9 protein-coding genes are annotated in these 22,177 nt (G+C 61.0%); 3 read left to right on the top strand and 6 right to left on the bottom strand.

Translation table 11 applies throughout. The features are described 5' to 3' along the window. Positions 1-10: 10 nt before the first annotated feature. The 5 genes from N7D90_RS08495 to N7D90_RS08475 form a co-directional block, all read right to left on the bottom strand. Positions 11-232 carry an MbtH family protein gene (locus N7D90_RS08495; protein ID WP_261741739.1) on the bottom strand — a complete coding sequence of 74 codons (222 nt, stop codon included), beginning with the start codon at positions 230-232 and terminating at the stop codon, positions 11-13. A 59-nt stretch (positions 233-291) separates the two neighbouring features. After that, complete coding sequence (locus tag N7D90_RS08490; RefSeq protein WP_261741738.1) at positions 292-1,680, bottom strand: aspartate aminotransferase family protein; 1,389 nt, start codon at positions 1,678-1,680, stop codon at positions 292-294. A 90-nt stretch (positions 1,681-1,770) separates the two neighbouring features. Continuing rightward, complete coding sequence (gene cycA / locus N7D90_RS08485; RefSeq protein ID WP_261741737.1) at positions 1,771-3,180, bottom strand: D-serine/D-alanine/glycine transporter; 1,410 nt, start codon at positions 3,178-3,180, stop codon at positions 1,771-1,773. A 318-nt stretch (positions 3,181-3,498) separates the two neighbouring features. Next, on the bottom strand, positions 3,499-4,827 hold the full coding sequence (locus tag N7D90_RS08480) for an ATP-binding protein (RefSeq protein WP_261742403.1): 1,329 nt from the start codon (positions 4,825-4,827) through the stop codon (positions 3,499-3,501). Next, positions 4,827-5,507 carry a response regulator gene (locus tag N7D90_RS08475; RefSeq protein WP_261741736.1) on the bottom strand — a complete coding sequence of 227 codons (681 nt, stop codon included), beginning with the start codon at positions 5,505-5,507 and terminating at the stop codon, positions 4,827-4,829. The genes N7D90_RS08480 and N7D90_RS08475 overlap by 1 nt, the downstream gene beginning before the upstream one ends. A gap of 146 nt (positions 5,508-5,653) precedes the next feature. Between N7D90_RS08475 and dsbD the strand changes: the two genes are divergently transcribed. Genes dsbD through dsbG form a run of 3 tightly spaced genes read left to right on the top strand, consistent with a single transcriptional unit; the run spans position 5,654 to position 9,021 of the window. Then, entirely contained in the window at positions 5,654-7,396 is a 1,743-nt protein-coding gene (dsbD, locus tag N7D90_RS08470; RefSeq protein WP_261741735.1) for a protein-disulfide reductase DsbD, read from the top strand. After that, the gene (locus tag N7D90_RS08465) at positions 7,397-8,269 is read left to right on the top strand and encodes a TlpA disulfide reductase family protein (protein ID WP_261741734.1); all 873 of its coding nucleotides are present in this window, start codon (positions 7,397-7,399) and stop codon (positions 8,267-8,269) included. Continuing rightward, entirely contained in the window at positions 8,248-9,021 is a 774-nt protein-coding gene (dsbG, locus tag N7D90_RS08460) for a thiol:disulfide interchange protein DsbG (RefSeq protein WP_261741733.1), read from the top strand. The genes N7D90_RS08465 and dsbG overlap by 22 nt, the downstream gene beginning before the upstream one ends. A 121-nt stretch (positions 9,022-9,142) precedes the next feature. Here the strand turns inward: dsbG and N7D90_RS08455 are convergent, their stop codons facing one another. Then, positions 9,143-22,117: a non-ribosomal peptide synthetase gene (locus tag N7D90_RS08455; RefSeq protein ID WP_261741732.1), complete on the bottom strand. Its 12,975-nt coding sequence runs from the start codon at positions 22,115-22,117 to the stop codon at positions 9,143-9,145. Positions 22,118-22,177: the final 60 nt, after the last annotated feature.

Genomic DNA, 22,177 nt, shown 5'->3' with positions numbered 1-22,177 from the left:
TCTGTGATTGTCAGTGCGTCGTTACTGCATCCATTTTCTGACGCAGGCTCAAGGGCCGCATATCGGTCCAGACTTCTTCGATATAGGCCAGGCATTCAGGCTTGAGGCCACTTTTGCCCACGGCGCGCCAACCTTCGGGAATGGCCTTGTAATCGGGCCAGATCGAATATTGGTCTTCGTGGTTAACCACCACTTGGAAGAGGATGTCATCGCGGTCAAATACTGAACTCATGTCCGGGTCTCCGTGCAGTTAAGGAATACAAGAAACAAACGATTGGTCGCGGCCCGGAATTACAAACGGGTGATGGCTGCCGCCATGGCATTGCCGAAAATGGCCGCCACTTGATCGATTTCAGCGGCGGTGATGATCAACGGAGGCAAGAAGCGCACCACGGCGCCCTGACGTCCGCCCAGCTCCAGAATCAACCCGCGCTTTAGGCATTCGCGTTGCACCAATGGCGCCAGGCGCCCAAAGGCCGGTGGATGGCCCTGCGCATCAAGCTTGCCAGCCGGGTCAACCAGTTCCACACCCAGCATCAGCCCGCGCCCGCGAATATCGCCCAACTGCGCGAAGTCACGCTGCAGGATGTGCAGGTGTTCGCTCAGGCGCTCACCCATGGCCGTCGCGTGAGCAGCAACGTTGTGCTCCTGCAGGTAGCGCATCACCGCCGAGCCTGCGGCCATCGCCATCTGGTTGCCACGGAAGGTCCCGGCATGGGCACCCGGCAACCAGGTGTCGAGCCATTCGCGGTACACCACGACGGCCAGCGGCAAGCTGCCGCCGATGGCTTTGGACAACACCACGACATCGGGAACAATGCCAGCATGCTCAAAGGCAAACATCTTGCCGGTGCGGGCAAAGCCGCTCTGGATTTCATCGACGATCAGCGCCACACCAGCCTGTTCGGTGATGCGCCGCAAACCGCGCAACCAGTCAAGGTCGGCCGGAATCACGCCGCCCTCGCCCTGCACCACTTCAACAATCACCGCAGCCGGTAACTGCACCCCGGCTTCGGGGTCGGCGAAGAGGTTTTCCAGATAGTGCAAATTGGCCTGCACCCCCGCCTTGCCGCCCAACCCGAACGGGCAACGGTAATCGTAGGGGTACGGCATGAACTGCACGCCGTTGCCGAGCAAGGCAGCCAAGGGCTTTTTCGGCCCCAAGCTGCCCATCAGGCTCAGCGCGCCCTGGCTCATGCCGTGATAAGCGCCCGAAAACGAGATCACGGTATTGCGCCCAGTGGCGGTGCGCACCAGTTTCAAGGCGGCTTCTACCGCATCGGTGCCGGTGGGGCCGCAAAACTGGATTTTCGCTTCACAGGCCAAGGCTGGCGGCAGCAGACCGAACAGGTCCTGGACAAACTGGTCTTTGACCGGGGTGGTCAGGTCGAGGGTATGCAGCGGCAACTCATCGGCCAGCACCTGTTGAATGGCGGCAATGACCACCGGGTGGTTGTGCCCCAGCGCAAGGGTCCCGGCACCCGCCAGGCAGTCGATAAAACGGCGGCCTTCGACGTCTTCGACATACAGACCCCTGGCCCGCTTCAGGGCCAGTGGAATGCGTCGAGGGTAACTGCGGGCATTGGACTCCTGACGGCTCTGACGGGCCAGCAGCGCTGACTCTTCAAACTCGTAAAGCGCCTGGGGCTGTTGTTCGACAAGACTGATAGCAACTGACATTTCTGGGACCCTCAATACGCAGATGAGATTGACCAAAACTTCCTGCCTTGGAAACGCATCAGCGCAGTGAGGATTTACATCGAAAGCGGATTAATCTGCCTCACAGGCCAGGTTCGCCACCTCCAGTTTGTTGCGGCGCACCAAGCGATACCCCACGGCCAACAGCACAAACCAGACCGGCACCAGGTACAACGCCTGACGGGTATCGGTTTCCAGGGCCAGCAATACAAGGATAAACACGAAGAAGGTCAGGCAGACCCAGACCATGAACTTGCCACCAGGCATTTTGTATTTCGAGGCACGGTGCAGGTGATCGCGTTTCTTGCGATACGCCAGGTAGGACAGCAGGATCATGGTCCAGACAAACATGAACAAGGTCGCCGAGACCGTGGTGATCAGGGTGAATGCCTCCATCAGGTTCGGCACTACGTAAATCACCAGCGCCCCCGCCAGCAGACAGATACAGGAGAAGATCAGGCCATTGGAGGGCACTGCGCGCCGGGACAGGTTCTTGAACTTGCTCGGAGCGTCACCATCCATCGCCAATCCGAACAGCATGCGGCTGGTTGAGAACACGCCGCTGTTGGCCGAAGACGCCGCAGAGGTCAGCACCACAAAGTTGATGATGCCAGCGGCGGCGGGCAAGCCTGCGAGCATGAAGAGCTCAACGAAGGGGCTCTTGTCAGCCACCACATCGCGCCACGGGGTAACGGCCAGGATCGCAATCAGCGCGAACACGTAGAACATGATGATGCGCAACGGAATCGAGTTGATCGCCCGTGGCAGGTTACGTTCCGGGTTTTTGGTTTCTGCGGCGGTAGTGCCCACCAGCTCAATGCCGACAAAGGCAAAGACTGCAATCTGGAAACCAGCGAAGAAGCCCATCACCCCGTGGGGAAACATCCCGCCGTCATTCCACAGGTTGGTCAGCGATGCCGAGTTGCCGGTCGGGGACTGGAAAGCGGTGGTCACCATATAGAGCCCTGTACAGACCAGCGCGCAAATGGCCACGATCTTGATCATGGCAAACCAGAACTCCAGCTCGCCGAACATTTTCACCGTGATCAGGTTCAGCGACAGCAACAGCGCCACGCAACCGATTGCCGGGAGCCACAGCGGGATATCAGGGAACCAGAAGTGGGTATAACCGGAGATGGCAATCACATCGGCGATGCCGGTCACGATCCAGCAAAACCAGTAGGTCCACCCGGTAAAGTAACCGGCCATGGGACCCAGCAGGTCGGCCGCGAAATCGATAAAGGACTTGTACTTGAGGTTGGATAACAGCAGCTCGCCCATGGCGCGCATCACGAAAAACAGCATAAAACCAATGATCATGTAGACAAAAATGATCGAAGGGCCTGCCAGGCTGATGGTCTTGCCCGAGCCCATGAACAGCCCCGTACCGATGGCACCGCCAATGGCGATCAGCTGTATATGGCGATTGGAAAGGCTGCGCTTGAGTTCTGGTTCTTCTGTGACAGGTCGGTGATTTTGCATGAATCATCCTTTTATTGTTCTTGTACGGGGTCCTTAAACCAGACAAACATCATGCTCATCCGGTGCGGATCAAGGACAGCAGCACGTTCTGTGCCAGTCCCGTACAAGCGATCAAGTGGGCCGTTTATGCGCCGTGGAGTCTGTTTAACTGGAATGGAATCACTCCACAAAAAGCCTTCTGTGGGTGGTTCAATAGAGCGCGGTTACTGTAGACCATGGCCCAACTGAAGCTGTAACGAAATCAGTCCACTGGAGCGTATTCGCACCGGCTGCCGCATCGGGAACAGGTGGGAGCAGGCTTGCCCTGCTCCCACAGGGTCAGGCAACTGTGCCTTTCAACGGCATCCGCAACTCAACCCGCAAGCCATCGGGCTGGCTGTCGAAGATCAGTTCGCAGCCGCAGCGCTCGACTATCGCCTGCACAATTGCCAAGCCCAGACCACAGCCATTGCTGTTGCCATTGCGCCAGAAGCGCTGGGTCATATGCTGCAGGGTTTCAGGAGGAATGCCGGGGCCGTGGTCGCGCACCACGAAGCGTACCTGCGGACCTTCAACGGCAACCGTCAACTCGACCTGAGTGCCCGCCGGGGTATGGCGCAAGGCGTTGTCCAGCAGGTTGCGCAGAGCAGCAATGGCCAATACCGACGGGACCTCAAGCGCCGTGGCCGGCAAGTCTTCCGGCAGGTGCAAACGGATGCACTCATCAGCGTCACCGGCCGCATCATGGATCGCCAGGCGCGCCACTTGCTCGGCCGAGCAATTGACCCCGTCGTCAAACGACAGGCTGCCTTCAACCCGCGCCAGCAGCAGTAATTGTTCGAGGGTACGGTGCAAACGGTCGGCGCCGGCCTCGGCATGGGCCAGTGACTGTTCGCGGGCTTCGCCATCGGTCATGCGCGCTACTTGCAGGTGGGTTTTGATCGCGGTCAGGGGGCTGCGCAGTTCGTGTGCGGCATCACCGGTGAGCCGTCGCTCGCGCTCAATAGCCTTGGCGATGCGCGCAAACAGCTGGTTCTGCGAATCGAGCAATGGCTTCAGTTCGCTGGGCAGTGGCGCGATTTGCAGCGGTTGCAATGAGTCGGCATCACGGCGCATCAAGGCATCGCGCATCCGGTTGAGCGGCGCCAGGCCCTGGCCGATGCCCAGCCACAGCAGCAGCAAACAGACCATCAGCGCCATACCCACAGGCACCGATGCGGCTAACAATACCGAAAGGTTCAAGGCCTCGCGTTCGATCTGACGGTCAGCTGTGGTGATACGCAGATCACCACGATCCAGGGTAAAGGTGCGCCAGGCGGCGCCGTCGATGATCTGGTCGTGGAAACCCGCCGCTTGCGACTGCATCGGCTGGTCCGGATTATTGTGGCTGCGGGCCAGAATCTCACCGCGCAGCGAACTGACCTGGCAAGCCATGCCGCCGGGAATGGTCAGTTTTTCGGCACTGAAATGGGTACCCGCGCCTTTTACCGGCAATTGCGGCAATTGCTCCAGTAACCCTGCGACCATGCGCGCCGAAGCCACCAGGCGCTGATCGAGGGAAAACATCATTTGCTGACGCAAATCGCTGAGCATCCAGGCCGCAGCCAGAGCCCAGACCAGAACAAACGCCGAGCCAATGGTCAGGCTCAAGCGCAGGCGCAGGCTCATCATGCCTCGGACTCTGCGCCATCGGCATGGCCCAGGCGATACCCCAGGCCACGCACGGTTTCAACAATACCGTTGCCCAATTTACGCCGCAGGTGATGGATATGTACGTTCAGGGCATTACTCTCCAGTTCGTCGCCGAAGCCGTAGATGCTGTCCTTCAGTTGCTCACTGGACAGCACCCGCCCGCGGTTATGCAGCAAGGCTTGCAGCAGCGCCTGCTCGCGGCGGGACAAGTCGACCGGTTGGCCCGCGAGCAGAGTCACGCGACTGCTCGGGTCGTAGCTCAAGGGCCCATGTTCGATCAGGTTGACGCTGCGCCCTGCCACTCTGCGCAGCAACGTGTGCAGGCGGGCAGCGAGTTCGCGCAGGTCAAAAGGCTTGAGCAGGTAATCATCGGCACCGGCTTGCAGACCGTCGACACGGTCGGTCACCGAGTCGCGGGCAGTCAGAATCAGCACGGGCAACTCCAGCCCCTGCTGACGCAACTGTTGCAACAGTTTGAGGCCATCTTCATCGGGCAGACCCAGATCAAGCACCATCACATCGAACTCGGCGGCCTTGAGCATCGCCCGCGCCGCACTGGCCGTACCCACATGCTCGACCGTCAGGCCCTGGGCCGTCAGCCCGGCCTTGATGCCGCTGGCGATCAGTTCGTCGTCTTCGCAAACCAGTACATGCATGCTGATACCCGCGTAAATGAGCCAATTAAAAGGTCATGGGATTAAGGGCCGATTATGCCGTGTACACCGCGATATGCATCGGTTAATGATCGGTTAATCGCAGGAACACACTGTAGCGGTACTTGAACTTGCCCAAGGCTTTATCCATGCGTTTGCTGCTGTCCTTGCTATTGATGTGTTTGGTCGGTGTGGCCCAGGCCCAGACCGCGAACAATCCATTCGCACAGCCCGACTTTCTGCCGGTCAACAAGGCCTTTGTATTCAGTGCCGAGCCATTGCCCTCAGGCGAAACCCGCCTGCAGTGGAAAATAGCCGACACCTACTATCTGTATCAAAAACGTTTCAAGTTTGACGGGCTGGATCCAGCAAAAAACCCTGTATTGCCGCAAGGGCTGGAACACAGCGACGAGTTTTTTGGCGCCACCCAGGTCTACCGCGATAGCGTTGCGATAGTCATCCCGGCAGGCACCAGCGGTCAGGTCAAGGTCAGTTGGCAAGGCTGCGCCGATGCGGGGCTGTGCTACCCGCCGCAAAGCCAGACGGTTGACTTGGGCGGTGCACAGCCAATGGCCGCACAAGATCAGGCACAGGACCAGTCACTGGCCGCGAGTTTGCAGCAGCGCTCGCTGGGCTGGAGTTTGCTGCTGTTCTTCGGCCTCGGGCTGCTGCTGGCCTTTACCCCTTGCTCTCTGCCAATGTTGCCGATTCTGGCCGGGCTGGTCGTGGGCAGTGGTGCCACTGCCGGACGCGGTTTCGCCGTGGCCGGCAGTTATGTGATCAGCATGGCGCTGGTGTATGCCGGGCTGGGCGTATTGGCGGCCCTGCTGGGCGCCAACTTGCAGGCGTTGCTGCAACAACCCTGGCTGCTGGGCAGTTTTGCGGCATTGTTTGTGGTGCTGGCACTGCCGATGTTCGGTTTTTTTGAACTGCAATTGCCCGCTGGCTTGCGTGACCGCCTGGAAAGCGCCGGGCGTGGACGCAAGGGCGGCAGCCTGATCGGCGCGGGTATTCTTGGCGCCCTGTCCGGCTTGCTGGTTGGGCCCTGCATGACGGCGCCGCTGGCCGGTGCCTTGCTGTATATCGCGCAAAGCGGCAATGCGCTTGAAGGTGGCCTGGTGCTGTTTGTGATGGGCCTGGGGATCGGCGTGCCGCTGTTGCTGCTGGTTACCGTGGGCAGCCGCTTCCTGCCCAAGCCCGGCGCCTGGATGAACCTGATGAAAGGCCTGTTTGGCTTTCTGTTCCTGGGCACCGCGTTGTTGCTGGTCCGCCCGGTACTCGATGAGTCCTTGTGGATCGGTCTGTGGGGTGTCCTGCAGATCATTCTGGGATGCAGCCTGTGGCAGCAGGCGCAGACATTTCTGCGCGCCAAAGCGCTGTTCAATCCACTAAGCCTGCTGGCCGGTTTGTGGGGCTGTCTGTTACTGGTGGGTGCTGCCGGTGGCAGCACCGAGCTGTGGCAACCCTTGCAGGTGTATACCGCAAAAACAGTGGCGGGCAGCAGTTCCGCAAGCACTGCCCACGACGCCTTTATCACCATCAAGGACCCCACCAGTCTGGACCGTGAACTGGCCAGCGCCAAGGCTGACGGGCAGTGGGTCATGCTCGATTACTACGCCGACTGGTGCGTATCGTGCAAGGTTATGGAAAAGCAGGTATTCGCTAAACCCCAAGTGTTGGATGCCTTACAAGGCGTGCGCCTGTTGCGTCTTGACGTGACCGCCGATAATGTCGCCAGCCGCGAGCTGCTCAGCCGCTATCAGGTACCGGGCCCGCCCAGCTTTGTCTGGATCGGCCCCAATGGCGTTGAGCGTCGCGGGCAACGTATCACTGGCGAAGTCAACGCCCAGACCTTTTTGAATAACTGGAACGCCACCCGGGAACTCCTATAAATGCTTACCCTGACCATCGGTTCGTTTGCGCTGGCCATCAACCACTTGCTGCTGATCCTGGCCCTTGCCCTGGCGACACTGGTGGGTTGGCGCGTAGCCAAACGCGGTGGCGAAAACCCCGAGTCCGTATTGTTCACCTTGTTTTTGCTGGGTTTGCTTACCGCGCGCATCGGTTTTGTCCTCAGCTACTGGCGCTATTTCAAGGACGACCCGCTGCAGGTCCTCGATTTGCGCGACGGCGGGTTTTTGCTATGGCCGGGGCTGGCGGCGGTACTGGTCGGTGCGGTCATTTTCAGCTCGCGCCGCGTCGGGTTGCGCCGCCCATTGGGCTGGGGACTGGGTAGCGGGCTGGCGTTCTGGCTGCTGGCCAGTCTTTCGTCCAGCCTTTACGAACAGGGCACGCGCCTCCCGGAGTTGGTGTTGCGTAACGCCAACGGCGAATCAGTGCAGTTGAGCAGCTATCAGGGCGGCCCGCTGGTGATCAACCTGTGGGCCACCTGGTGCCCGCCTTGCCGACGCGAAATGCCGGTACTGCAAAACGCCCAGCATCAGCATCAGAACGTGACCTTCCTGTTCGTCAATCAGGGCGAAAGCATGCAGAGCGTCAGCACCTTTCTTGAAACCCAGGGCCTGAACCTGAGCAACGTGCTGTTCGACAGCGGCGGCCAACTGGCACAAAAAGTCGGCTCAATGGCACTGCCGACTACCCTGTTCTATAACGCTGAAGGCCGTCTGCTGGGCAGTCATCTGGGCGAGCTGTCGCAAGCCAGTCTGGCCCGGGCCATGGAGCCCTTCAATCTGAACAATTCAATGTCGGCCCAACAGGCCGACCCTGCAAGGAATCAGCAAAAATGTTTAACCGCAAACTGCTAACCCTGAGCATGACCGCCCTGCTGGGCGCGGCGCTCTTGCAATCCCCTGTGTTGCAGGCCGAAGAGTTACCACCGGCAATCAAGAAGATTGAAGCCAAGGGCGCAAAGATCATCGGCAGCTTTGACGCTCCCGGCGGTTTGCGTGGTTATGCCGCCCAGTACCAGAACCGTGGCATGGCGCTGTACCTGACCAAGGACGGCAACGTGCTGGTGGGCAATTTGTATGACGCCGACGGCAAGGACCTGAGCCTGGCCCCGTTGCAAAAGCTGGTGTACGAGCCGATGGCCAAGCAGGTCTGGACAGAGATGGAAAAGAGCAACTGGATTGCCGATGGCAAAAAGGATGCACCGCGCACCGTTTACCTGTTCAGTGACCCGAACTGCCCGTACTGCAACATGTTCTGGGAACAGGCTCGTCCTTGGGTCGACTCGGGCAAAGTGCAATTGCGCCACATCATGGTAGGGATCATCCGCGAAGACAGCCCGGCCAAATCTGCCGCCCTGCTGGGTGCCAAGAACCCGCAGCAAGCCCTGCACGAGCATGAGAAAGCCGGCAAGGCCAGCACCCTCAAGCCATTGAGCAAAATCCCGGCGGACATCCAGGCCAAACTGGATGCCAACGCGAAGTTGATGGAAGAACTGGATGTTGCCGCGACTCCGGCGATTTTCTATCTGGACGAACAAGGCAACTTGCAACAACAGCAAGGTGCTCCGTCGCCAGAAAAACTGGTGCAGATTCTGGGGCCAAAGTAGGTGACAGGCGCCAGGGGTTATTTGCGATGCTGAGACGCGGCAGCTCAGATTCACAGTGGCGCTAACAACGCGATCAAGCCCACTCCTGCATTGACTGCGGGAGCGGGCTTCACATCACCGCCTACAACCCCTCCAGCTCTGCCATCAGGTCACTCAGGCGATCGACTTTTTCTTCGTTGATTTCGCTGCTCTCCAGCCCTTCGATATACAGCGCCAGTTGTTCAACACAACTGCATTCGAACATCGCTCGCAGCGGCACGTTGCGCTGCAATACTTTTTGCACCCGTGAGGCGATTTGCGTCGCCAACAGTGAATGCCCGCCCAGTTCGAAGAAATTGTCACTCACCCCGACCTGCTCCAGGTTCAGCACCTGTGCCCAGATATCAGCCAGAGTCTGTTCCAGCTCAGTGCGCGGGGCGACGAAGTTTTCGCGCTGCAATTGACCAATTTCAATCGGCGGTAACGCCTTGCGGTCCAGTTTGCCGTTGGCGTTCAAGGGCAATCGCTCCATCCACAACCAGTGCAGCGGCACCATGTACTCGGGGAGTTCAGCGCGCAGGTGCTGTTTGATCTGCTCCAGTTGTTCGCTTTGAGCAAGGGCCGAAGGCGCCCCCACCAGGTAGCCCACCAGATACTTTCCGTTAACACCTTGCTGGACGCTGACCGCCGCGTCTCGGACATGTGCCTGTTCGTGCAGACGTGCCTCGATTTCACCCAGCTCGATACGGTAACCGCGAATTTTCACCTGATGGTCGATCCGACCCACGTACTCCAGCACGCCATCCTTGCGCCACCGTGCCAGGTCACCGGTGCGGTACAAACGCTCGCCCGGCGCGCCAAACGGGTTGGGCACAAAGACCGTCGCGGTACGCAACGGGTCACTGATATAACCGCGGCCCACTCCGGTGCCCGCCACGCACAACTCACCCACGGCGCCCAACGGAACCAGTTGCAAGGCGCCATCCAGCAGATACAGACGGTTGTTGTCGGTCGGGGTGCCAATCGGCAAATAACTGCCCTGGGTCGAAGCATGGTCGACACAAAAGAAGGCCACGTCATCCGAACATTCCGCCGGGCCATAGGCATTCACCAGGCCGATATCGGGGTAGCGCAGCAGCCATTGCAAAGCAAGCTCGGGGGGCATGGCCTCCCCGGTCGGTAGCAGCCAGCGCAGACCGTCGAGTTGCACCGGGGCCTCGGCCAGCATGCCCTGGATCAGTGACGGCACGCTTTCCAGCACCGTAATGCCCTGCGCATTGACCTGCGCCAGCAACGCCTGCGGATCATGGGCCACGGTATTGGGGACAATATCGACCCGAGCGCCAAACAGCGGCGCCGCAAGGAACTGCCACACAGAAATATCAAAGCTTTGCGAGGCGGTCTGAGCAATCACATCGTGCTCGGTCAGTTGCAGATACGGCACTTTGCTCAACTGGTTATTGAGCATGCCGCGCTGCTCCACCATCACGCCCTTGGGCAGTCCGGTAGAGCCCGAGGTGTAAATCACATAGGCCAGGTTATCCGGCTGGCTGTACACCTGCGGGTCATGTTCTGCCAACCCGGCCGCTTGCACCGACTCCCAAACCAGCAGGCGCGGACGCACTGCGCACCCGGCGGCGTCGAGCAACGCCTCGGCTTGCTCGCGGCAAGCTTCGGTACACACCAGCAACGGCGTGCGGCTCAGTTCGATAATGCGCAGCAGACGTGAGCCGGGCAGCTCCGGGTCCAGCGGCAGGTAACCTGCCCCAGCCTTGAAGCTGCCGATAATCATGCCCAGCAAGTCCAGCCCGCGCCCGGCCAGCAACGCCACCGGTTGATCTGGCCCCACACCTGCCGCGATCAGAGCATGCCCCAGGCGGTTGCTGCGCTGGTTGAGTTCACTGTAAGTCCAGCGCTGTTCGAGGCAACTGGCGGCGATGCGCTGCGGATGCGCTGCAACCTGCGCTTCAAACAGCTCGGCGTAGCTCTGTTGCAGCGGGTATTGGCGCTGGCTGCGGTTGCAGTTGTCGAGCAAAAATTGCTGTTCCAATTCGCCCAACAACGGTAACTCGCTCATGTCGCCATCGAGGCCGTCCATCAAGGCCAACAGCAGGCGCTTGAACTCCCCAAGCATCTGTTCAACGCTGCCATGCTCGAAAAAGCGCTGGTCATAGGACAGGTGCAAGCCCAGGTCATCACCTGGATAACACACCGCAGTCAGCGGAAAGTTGGTGTGAGTACGGCCCGAATCGGAGGTCGCATTAAGGTGCTGGGCGCGGGTCATGACCGACATATCCACTGGCGCGTTTTCGAACACGAACAGGCTGTCGAACAGTGGCTGGCCCTTGGGCAGTTCACTGCGCTCCTGGATCGTCACCAGCGGCAGGTATTCGTATTCGCGCAGTTCGATATTGTGTTCAAGCAAGGCTCTGAGCCATTGAGCAACCCCCAGCGGCTGGCCGTCCTGGGGCATTTGCACACGCAGCGCCACACTGTTGATAAACAGCCCGACGGTCTGTTGCATATGCGCCAGCTCCACCGGCCGCCCGGCCACAGTGACCCCAAATACCAGGTCGCGCTCACCGCTGAAGCGACGCAGCACCAGAGCCCACGCCGCCTGGGCGAAGGTGTTGATGGTCAGTTGGTGCTGCTGCGCCAGTTCACGCAAACGCACACCATCGCGTGCCTCAAGGCGAGTGTAACAGTCACCCACCAGCATGCCGCCGCTTTGGCCCGCATGCTCACGCAGGAACGGACGATCACTGGGGATATGGGTGGTCTGCTCAAAGCCTTGCAGGTTGCGTTGCCACCAGTTTTTGGCCTGTTCCAGATTTTGCTGTTGCAGCCAGCCGATATAGTCGCGATAACGGGGTGCCGCGCTCAGTAGCGGGGTTCGGGCCTCGCCCAGGGCGCTGTAGATTTCAAAAAAGTCGCTCATCAGCAGTGAGCGGCACCAGGCATCGATCAGAATGTGGTGGTTGCTCATCATGAACCAGTAACGGGCCTCGCCCAAGCGGATCAGGCGCAGGTGGAACGGTGCCCGATTGAGCAAATCAAAGCCGGTTTCGCGCTCGCGTTTGTGCAGTGCCTGCAAGCGCGCTTCATGGTCGTCTTCGGGCTCGGCGCTCCAGTCCAGATAGTCGATTGGCGCAGCACCGGGACGATGGATAATTTGCAGCATCTGCTCGCCGACGTTCCAGCAGAACGAGGCACGCAGTGCTTCGTGGCGAGCAATCACCGCCTGCCAGGCATCGGCAAAACGCTGCGGGTCAAGGGCACTGTTGATCCGATAACGGTCCTGCATGTAGTACAAGCCGGTGCCCGGTTCCAGCAGCGTATGCAGCAACATGCCCTCTTGCATCGGAGTCATCGGGTACAGATCTTCAATCAGCTCGGCAGCAACCGGCAAGGCATCAAGCTGGACCTGATCGAGCCTGGCCAGGGGGAAATCCGACGGCGTAAAACCGCCCGCGGGGGTACTCAGGCAATGGCCAATCAGGTCTTGCAGTTCGCTGACATAGGCATGCGCCAATTGCTCGATGATCTGCGGGGTATAACGCTCGGCGCTGAAGGTCCAGCGCAGCAATAATTCACCGCCATACACCTGGCTGTCGATACTCAGCTCGTTCGCCAACGGTGCCAGCGGGTCATGGGCCGCACCCGTCGGCTCGTCCAGAGGGTGGAACAGCGCATCATCGGCAAAGCTCTGGTCGAACTGACCGAGGTAGTTGAAGGTGACCGCAGCCTCAGGCAAGGCGGCCAATGCCTCACGGGTCGCGCTATCGGTCAGATAGCGCAGCACGCCATAGCCCAGCCCCTTGTGCGGCACGCTGCGCAGTTGCTCCTTGATCGCCTTGATCGAGGCGCCCGGCCCTGCGCTGGAGGGTGTCAGCCGAAGTGGATAGGCACTGGTGAACCAACCCACGGTGCGGCTCAGGTCGATCTCGTCAAACAGGGTTTCGCGACCGTGGCCTTCGAGCTGTACCAGGGCCGAGGGTTGCCCGGTCCATCGGCACAGTACGCGTGCCAGAGCGGTCAAGAGCAGGTCGTTGACCTGGGTCCGATAGGCACTCGGTGCCTGTTGCAGCAGTTGGCGGGTGTGCTCGCAACCGAGGCCCACGCTGACGGTATGGGCGTGCAGATTTTGCCGCCCGCCCTGCGGGTTGGCACACGGTAATTCGACCCGCGGGCCGTTCAGTTGCCGTTGCCACAGGCTCAGTTCTTCGCGCAGCGAATCGCTACCAGCATAGGCTTGCAGACGTGCCGCCCAGGCACTTGAGGCGCTGGTTTTGCCCGGCAATTGCAGCGCTTGTTGCGCAGCTGCTTGCCGATAGAGGGTTTGCAGGTCTTCGAGCAGAACGCGCCAGGACACGCCATCCACCGCCAGGTGATGGATCACCAGCAGCAAGCGTTGCTCGCCATCCGGACCATCTACCAGTACCGCACGCAGCAGCGGGCCCTGTTGCAGATCGAGACTGCGCTGGGCATCAGCGAACAGCCCAATGCATTGCTGCATATGCGCAACTGTCTCGTGCCACAGCAACGGCTGATCGAACTCGGTGCGGTATTCGGCCCGCCATTGCCCGGCCCTTTCACCAAAGCTCAAACGCAAGGCGTCATGCTGTTCCAACAATGCAGCCAGCGCGCGGGCCAGTGGCTGCGGCTCAAGACGAAGGGTTGGCGCCAGCAGCAGCGACTGGTTCCAGTGCTCGCGGTTGGGCATGTCGGTGTCGAAGAACCAGTGCTGGATCGGCGTCAACGCCGACTCGCCGCGAAGCAGTCCTTGCTCGGCGCGATTCTGTTCAGTACGCGAGGCGACATTGGCCAGCGCCTGCACGGTCTGATGCTGGAACAGGTCCCGGGGGCTGAAGTGAATCCCCAATTGCCGGGCGCGGCTGACCACTTGAATCGACAGAATCGAGTCGCCGCCCAGCTCAAAAAAGTTATCGTCCAGGCCCACCTGTTTCAGGTTCAGTACGTCGCACCAGACCGCCGCCAGGCTTTGTTGCAGCGGGTCGCTCGGGGCCACGTATTGCTGGCGCTCAAGCTCAGGGTCCGGGCTTGGCAAGGCACGGCGGTCGAGCTTGCCGTTGGCCGTCAGCGGCATGCTGGCCAGCAGGATAAAGTGGCTGGGCACCATGTAGTCCGGTAGTTGCGCCTTGAGTGCTGCGCGCAATTGCGCCCGATCCTGCTTCGCGGTATCTACTACCAGATACGCTGCCAGTTGCTTGCCAGCGGGCAGATCCAGCGCCAGAACCACGGCTTCACGCACGCCGGGCTGTTGCAGCAGGCGAGTTTCGATTTCCCCCAGTTCGATACGGAAACCGCGGATTTTCACTTGCTGGTCGATACGCCCCAGGTACTCGACCAGACCATCGACGCGCTGGCGCACCAGATCGCCGGTGCGGTACAGGCGCCCACCGTTGCATGCAAACGGATCGGCGACAAAGCGCTCGGCCGTCATGCCCGGACGCCGGTGATAACCCTGCGCCAGCCCCGCCCCGCCAATGTACAACTCGCCGGTGGCACCTTGCGGCACCAAGGCCAGTCCAGCGTCGAGGATATACCCCAGCCGTGCGCCAATTACCTGGCCAATGGGTACGCTGGCTGCGCCCTCTTCGAGATGTTGCGGAGCCAGACAGGCCAGCGGCATAACCACGGTTTCGGTCGGGCCATAGGCATTGAAAAACACATCCGGCTGGAATGCATCGCGAATGCGTTGCAGATGCTCGCCCGTCAGTGCCTCGCCACCGGTGATACACATGCGCACTGGCAGGGTCCGCTGTTGGGTCTCCAGCCATTGCGCCAATTGGCTGCCATAACTGGGGGTAAAGCCCAGAATACTGACCTGCTGCTGTGCTATCAGTTGGCAGATTTCCTGCGCATCCCACTGCCCTTGGGCGCGTAACACCACCCGCGCGCCGCACAGCAGGGGTGCCAGCAAGCGCTCGGTGGCGGCGTCGAAGTTGATCGAATAAAAATGCAACTCGCAGTCATCCGGACGCATGCCAAAACGCTCGATAACCGCGCGGCAATGCATGGCAATTTCACCGTGGGACACCACCACGCCCTTGGGCTGGCCGGTAGAGCCCGAGGTGTAGATCAGGTACGCCTGATGCTGCGCCATGGTGATGAACGGCAGTTCGCTGCACGGATAAGCCGCCAGTTGCGGGCTGTCGTCTTCCAGGCTCCAGCGAGCCACGCCCTCGGGCAACTCGCCCAGTTCGGCAAATAGGGTGCGGTGACTCAACAGCAAACCAATGCCACTGTCTTCAATCATGTAGTGCAGGCGCTCCAGCGGGTACTCCGGGTCCAGTGGCACGTAGGCGCCACCAGCCTTGAGAATCGCCAGCAGGCCGATCACCATCTCCAGTGAGCGCTCCAGCGCCAGCCCTACACGCACCTGCGGACCGACCCCAAGTTCGCGCAGCCGCCAGGCCAACCGGTTGGCGCGGCCATTGAGCTGGGCATAGCTCAAGTGCTCCCCGCCAAAAGTCAGGGCAATGGCATCGGGACGTACCAGCGCCTGTTCGGTGAACAGGCTGTGGATGCACGACTCAAGGTTGTACTCGGCCTCTGGCGGCGCCATGCCAGCCAGCAGCCGCTGTTGTTCCAGGGCGTGCAACAGCGGCAATTCGCTCAGACGCTGCTCGGGATCGCCCAACAGTGCCTCCAGCAGGTTGCGCCAGTGCCCGGCCATGCTCGCGATACGCGGTTCGTCGAACAGGTCCGTGCTGTAAGTCAGGCAGCAGCCCAGGCGGTGGTCCAGGTCAGTGACTTCCAGGTTGAGGTCGAACTTGGTCGCCCTGGCATCATTGGCCAGGTACTCGACCGTCATGCCCGCCAGCTCGCGGCTTTGCTGGAATTCCCAGCGCTGCACGTTGCACATCACCTGAAACAGCGGGTTGTAGGCTGCACTGCGTGGCGGTTGCAGCGCTTCGACCAGATGGTCGAACGGCAAGTCCTGGTGCGACTGGCCTTCGATCACGGTCTGGCGCACTTGTTCGATCAATTCTCCAACGCGCATCGCCCCGTCCAGTTGGCAGCGCAGCACCTGGGTATTGAGAAACGCACCAATCAGCCCTTCGCTTTCCGGGCGAATGCGGTTGGCCACCGGTGCGCCGATGCGCAGGTCGGTCTGGCTGCTGTAGCGATAGAGCAACACCGCCAGGGTTGCGGTCATGGTCATAAACAGGGTCAAACCGTGCTCTGCATTGAACGCCCGCACCCGTGCCGCCAGTTCGGCGCTGAGATCAAAACGGTACAGCTCGCCCCGATGGCTTTGCACCGAAGGCCGCACACGGTCGGCGGGGAGCTCCAGCAGCGGGTGTTCGTTGCCGAGCTTGGCGGTCCAGTAATCGAGCTGGCGCTGGCGCTCGCCTGACTCCAGCCACTGGCGCTGCCATACGCTGTAGTCGAGGTATTGCACGGCCAGCGGCGTCAGTGGCGACAAACGATCATCGACAAACGCTTCGTACAGCACGCCCAGTTCACGGGCAAAAATATCCATCGCCCAGCCTTCGGTAACGATGTGATGCAAGGTCAGTACAAAGTAGTGTTCGCGGTCAGCGGCCTTGACCATGCACGCGCGCAGCAGCGGGCCGCGTTCAAGATCAAACGGTCGATGCGCTTCACTGTCGGCCAGCGCTTGCAGACGCTGCTGGCGGGTGGCTTCGTCCAGCAGACTGAGGTCCAGCCAGGCCATGTTCAGCAGGGTTTCACGGTGGACTTGCTGACAGGCCACGCCATCCACACTGGGGAAGCGGGTGCGCAGGGTTTCGTGGCGCTGGATCAGGGCCTGCAAAGCGGCTTCGAAGCGCTCGACATCCAGCACGCCTTTAAGTCGCGCCATGCCACCGACGTTGTACGCCGGGCTGTCAGGCTCCATTTGCCAGAGGAACCACATGCGCTGTTGCGAATACGACAGTGCCACCGGCTGGTTACGGTCGACCAGGGCGATGGGCAATTGCGTGTTGCGCTGGCCTGCCGCCTGAATCGCCTGCACCTGGGCGACAAACTCACCCAGTTCACTGGCTTCAAACAGAGTGCGCAAGGCCAGTTCCACATCACAGGCCTGACGCACCCGCGAGACAATCTGCGTGGCCAGCAGCGAGTGCCCGCCCAGGGCGAAGAAATCATCGCGCAAACCAATGCGCTCCAGCCCCAGGACTGCACTCCAGATTGCCGCTATTTGCTGCTCAAGTTCGGTCTGCGGTGCGATGTGTTCACGGGCTTGCCACACGGGCTCGGGCAAGGCCCGGCGATCCAGTTTGCCGCTGGGGCTCAAGGGCATGGCGTCCAGCCGCAGCAGTTGCGCAGGTACCATGTACTCCGGTAATTGCTCAGCCAGTGCGGCCTTGAGCTGGTCTTCGCACGCCGCCCCCGGCAGCGCCGTGTAGTAGCCGATCAACTGCGGCCCGGCGGCCGTCTCGCGGATCATTACCGCCGCTTGCGCCACAGCGGGTTGGGCCAGCAAGCAGGCCTCGATTTCCTGCGGTTCGACGCGAAAGCCACGCAGCTTGACCTGCTGGTCGAAACGCCCGAGGTATTCCAGCACCCCGTGCGCGTTCCAGCGCACCTGATCACCGGTGCGATACAGACGGGCACCCGGCTCGCCCAGGGGGTCGGCAACAAAGCGTTCTGCGGTCAACCCAGGCCGGTCGAGATAACCCCGCGCCAGACCGCTACCGCCAATACACAGCTCGCCTGGCACTCCAGCCGGCAGCGGGTTGAGTTCGCTGTCGAGTACCCGGCACAGCACGTTGGCCAATGGCCGACCGATGGGCGAACGCTCGCCATCTGCCAGGTTGCATTGCCAATGGGTGACGTTGATCGCGGTTTCGGTCGGGCCATAGCGGTTGTGCAACTGCACCGCAGGCAACTGTTGCAACACATGATTGCGCAACTCGGCGGGCAAGGCCTCGCCGCCCGCAAACAGCCGGCGCAAACTGCTGCACTGCCGGGTTTGCGGCTCGTCGACAAACAGGCGCAACAGCGCGGGCACAAAGTGCAGGGTGGTGACGCCAAATTGCTCCACCAACTGTGCAATACGTTGCGGGTCGCGGTGCTCGCCGGGCCCTGCCAGGACCAGACGGCAACCGGTTATCAGCGGCCAGAAGCACTCCCACACCGACACATCGAAGCTGATCGGAGCTTTTTGCATCAGTACATCGTCGACCTGCAACGCGTAGGTGGCCTGCATCCACTGCAAACGCTCGGCGAGTGCCGCATGGGTATTGCCCACGCCCTTGGGCTGGCCGGTGGAGCCGGATGTGTAGATCACATAGGCGAGGTTATCACCGTGCAAATGCAAGCCCGGCGCATGGCTTGGCCAGTTGTCCAGCTTGAGGCTGTCCATGGCAATCACGCTGAGGGTTTTACCAGCGGGTAGCCTGCCCAGCAGATGGCTCTGGCTGAGCAGGATTGTCGCGCCGCAATCTTGCAGCATGTAGGCCAGACGCTCCGGCGGGTAGTCCGGATCCAGTGGCACATAGGCGCCACCGGCCTTGATAATCGCCAGCAAACCGATCAGCAACTGCGGCGAACGCTCGACAGCAATCGCCACCGGTACATCCGGGCCAACGCCTTTGTCGCGCAGGTAATGCGCCAGGCGATTGGCCTGGGCATGCAAGCTGGCCAGGTCGAGGCTACCACCGTCCCACATCAAGGCGATGGCGTCCGGCGCCTGCTGAACCTGCTGCTCCAGCAACTCGGGCAACCAGCGTTCGGCAGGGGCACAGGGGGCGGCGCTCCACTGCTGCTGCTCGCGCACCTGCTGTGCATTGAGCAGTTGCAGATCGCCGAGGGGCCGGGTGCTGCAGGCGGTGACCTGCTCCAGCAGGCTGACATAGTGCTCGGCCAACCGCGCAATGGTGCCAGCGTCAAACAGTTCATCAGCGTAGTCGAACGCCAGAGTCAGGCGCCCATGACGGTCCTCTTCACTGTGCAATTGCAGGTCGAACTTGGCTTCGCGGCTGTGCCATTGCAGCTCTTCGGCAAGCAAGCCCGGCAGACGGCGCAAGGCGCCAAGATCACGCTGCTGGTGGTTGAACATGATCTGAAACAGGCCCTGCTCACGGGCTTGCGGGAAGGCTTCGAGCAGTTGCTCGAACGGCAGGTCCTGATGCCCCTGGGCATCGAGGGTAGCTTGACGGGTCTGATGCAGCAGGTCAGCAAATGCCAGGCGCCCATCCAGCTCGGCGCGCAGCACCAGGGTGTTGATAAAGAAGCCGATCAGACCGTGGGTTTCCTGTCGCGGGCGATTGGCACTGGGGACGCCGATGCGAATATCACGCTGGCCGGTGTAACGATGAAGCAGAGTCTGCAAGCTCGCCAGCAACAGCATAAATGGCGTGCACTCGTGGGCCTGCGCCGTTTGCCGGATGGCGCTGCCAAGGGCCGCATCGAGCTTCAGACTGTAACGCGCAGCGCTGTGTTTACGCTGCGCCGAGCGCGGGTGATCGGTACTCAGGCTGAGGCTCGGGTGCTGATCGCCCAACTGCTGCTTCCAGTAGTTGAGCTGACGCTCGGCCTCGCCTTGCGCCAGCCATTGGCGCTGCCAACTGCCGTAGTCGGCGTATTGCAGTGTCAGCGGCGCCAGCTCCAGCGGCTGGCCCAGGCATGCTGCCGCGTAGAACCGGGAAAATTCGTCGATCAACAGGTTCAACGACCAGCCGTCCGCGATGATGTGGTGCAATGTCAGTAACAGCTGATGCTCTTGATCATCGAGCTTGACCAGCGTGACCTGAAATAGCGGGCCGTGCTCCAGGTCGAATCGGGTGCGGGCTTGCTCCTCACGAACTTGCTGTGCCCGGGCTTCACGCTCAGGGCTCGCCAAGGTGCTGAGGTCGACCACTTGCAGAGCAAAGTCGCTCGCGGCATCAACGCACTGCAAGGCCTGGCCATCGCGTTCATAAAAACGTGTACGCAAAGCTTCATGACGTTCGATCAAGCGCGCAAAGCTGCTGCGCAACGCCGCTTCGTCCAGTTCACCGCGCAAACGCAAGCCACCCGGGATGGTATAGGCGCTGCTCTGCGGGTCGAGCTGCCACATAAACCACAGACGGTTCTGCGCCAGCGACTGGGGCAATTCCTGATCGCGGGGCAAGGTTGCAATTGCGCCCTGGGCCAGCCCGCCATCCTGCTGCAAGGCGCCTACCCCGGCTGCGAAAGCGCTCAGGGTCGGGGACTCGAACAACAGGCGCAGATTCAGCTCAAGCTTGAGTTCCTGGCGCAGATGGGCGATGACTTGGGTGGCTAGAATCGAGTTGCCGCCCAACAGAAAAAAGTGATCGTCTGGCGCCACTTGCTCAACCTGCAAATGCTCACACCAGACCCAGGCGATCAGGGCCTCCAGCTCGCTCCCACGCTGCACCGCATCGGCCGAGGCTGGCGCGCCGTGCTCAGGGGGGAACTGCGCATAGCTATCGAGGCTGCCAGCGGCCAACCGGCTACGACAGGCCGAACGCTGCAGTTTGCCACTGGAGGTTTTCGGCAGTGCTCCAGGATTGAGCAGTACCACCAGGCTCGGGGCTTGCTGAGTAGCTTCAGCCACCGCCTGGCGAATCCTGTTGATCAACGTTTCCGGGGGCAGGACTTTTTGCACGCTGCGGCTGATTTCAGCGGCAACGCCTATCCCCTCCTCGCCTTTGGCGTTGACCGCGAATACCGCGACCCGGCCTTTGCGCACCACTTCGACCTCACGCTCGATGGTTTTTTCGATGTCCTGTGGGTAGAGGTTGTGGCCGCGGACGATCAGCAGGTCCTTCAGCCGACCTGTGATAAACAGCTCGCCGTCACGCATAAAGCCCAGGTCGCCGGTACGCAGCCAGATACCGCCTTGAAAATCGACAAAGGTGCTGGCGCTGGCCTCGGGGTTGCGCCAGTAACCGTGGGCGATGCTCGGGCCGCTGGCCCAGACTTCACCAACGCAATTGTCAGGCAGAACCTCAAGGCTTTTCGGGTCGACAATAAGCACTGCGTGTTCGGGTTGACTGAAGCCACAACTCATCACCGGACTACCGTCGCCCGCCACGATCCGGTTGTTGGCCAATGCCAGGTCATCCAGGCACAGAGCCGGGATGCCTTGACCGCGCTGACTGCCAGTGACAAACAGCGTGGCTTCGGCCAAACCGTAGGAAGCAAAGTAGCTGTCTGGGCTGAAGCCACAAGGCGCAAATTTATCCGCAAAGTGCTCAAGGGTGTCTTGCCGAATCGGCTCGGACCCCGAATAGGCGACGCGCCAGCGGCTCAGGTCCAGCGCAGCCAAGGCCGTGTCGCTGACCCGCTCACTGCATAGCCGATAGGCGAAGTCCGGCCCGCCGCTGATGGTGCCACCGTACTCACTGATGGCCTCCAGCCAACGCAACGGTCGGGTCAAAAAATAGGCCGGTGACATCAGCACACAGGGCACGCCGCTGAACACCGGTTGCAGCAAACCACCAATCAGGCCCATGTCGTGATACAGCGGCAACCAGCTGACAATCACGTCATCCGGGTTGAGGTCGATACCAAATCCGCGGCGGATCAACATCTCATTGGCAACCAGATTGCCGTGGGTCACCTGCACGCCTTTGGGCAACGCAGTGGAGCCTGAGGTGTACTGCAAAAAGGCAATATCGTCGGCCTGCAAGGCAACCGGCTGCCAAGCGCTGGCCTGGTGCGGGTCGAGACTGTCGACGCAGAGCAATTGCGGCGCATCAGCGCCAACCAGTTCGCTCATTTGCAGCAAGGGCTCGCGCAGAGCGCCGCTGGTCAATAGCAGGCGCGGCTCGGCATCGGCCAGAATCGACAACAAGCGTTCTTGATGATGACGGCGTGCCGACTCCGGTGGATAGGCCGGCACGGCAATCACCCCGGCATACAAACAGCCAAAAAATGCCGCGACGTAATCCGGGCCACTGGGGAACAGCAAGACCGCTCGCTCGCCCACGCCAGCATTGGCCTGCAAGGCGGCGGCAATGGTGCGCGCACGCAGATCCAGCTCACCATAACTGAGCACCACCGCGTCCAGCGGGTCGTCGGCGAGGAACCGTAGCGCCAGTCGATCCGGGGTCTTTGCTGCACGCAGTTGAAGGGCTTGGGCCAAGTTACCGGGGAGTTCGAACGCGTCCATCATGGGGTTTCCTGCCTGGGGTCGGCTTGAAAGAAAATCGGTGTGCTTGAAATACGAGGCAAC

Source organism: Pseudomonas fragi (genome assembly GCF_025426255.1).
Lineage (GTDB): Bacteria > Pseudomonadota > Gammaproteobacteria > Pseudomonadales > Pseudomonadaceae > Aquipseudomonas > Aquipseudomonas kulmbachensis.
Note: the sequence above shows the minus strand (reverse complement) of the source record. Positions and strands in the feature narration are given on the sequence as shown.

Coding starts and splice junctions, on each gene's coding strand:
- cycA (WP_261741737.1), bottom strand. CDS start 3,180: ATGCAAAATCACCGACCTGTCACAGAAGAACCAGAACTCAAGCGCAGC.
- N7D90_RS08455 (WP_261741732.1), bottom strand. CDS start 22,117: ATGATGGACGCGTTCGAACTCCCCGGTAACTTGGCCCAAGCCCTTCAA.
- N7D90_RS08490 (WP_261741738.1), bottom strand. CDS start 1,680: ATGTCAGTTGCTATCAGTCTTGTCGAACAACAGCCCCAGGCGCTTTAC.
- N7D90_RS08495 (WP_261741739.1), bottom strand. CDS start 232: ATGAGTTCAGTATTTGACCGCGATGACATCCTCTTCCAAGTGGTGGTT.
- N7D90_RS08480 (WP_261742403.1), bottom strand. CDS start 4,827: ATGAGCCTGCGCCTGCGCTTGAGCCTGACCATTGGCTCGGCGTTTGTT.
- dsbG (WP_261741733.1), top strand. CDS start 8,248: ATGTTTAACCGCAAACTGCTAACCCTGAGCATGACCGCCCTGCTGGGC.
- N7D90_RS08465 (WP_261741734.1), top strand. CDS start 7,397: ATGCTTACCCTGACCATCGGTTCGTTTGCGCTGGCCATCAACCACTTG.
- N7D90_RS08475 (WP_261741736.1), bottom strand. CDS start 5,507: ATGCATGTACTGGTTTGCGAAGACGACGAACTGATCGCCAGCGGCATC.
- dsbD (WP_261741735.1), top strand. CDS start 5,654: ATGCGTTTGCTGCTGTCCTTGCTATTGATGTGTTTGGTCGGTGTGGCC.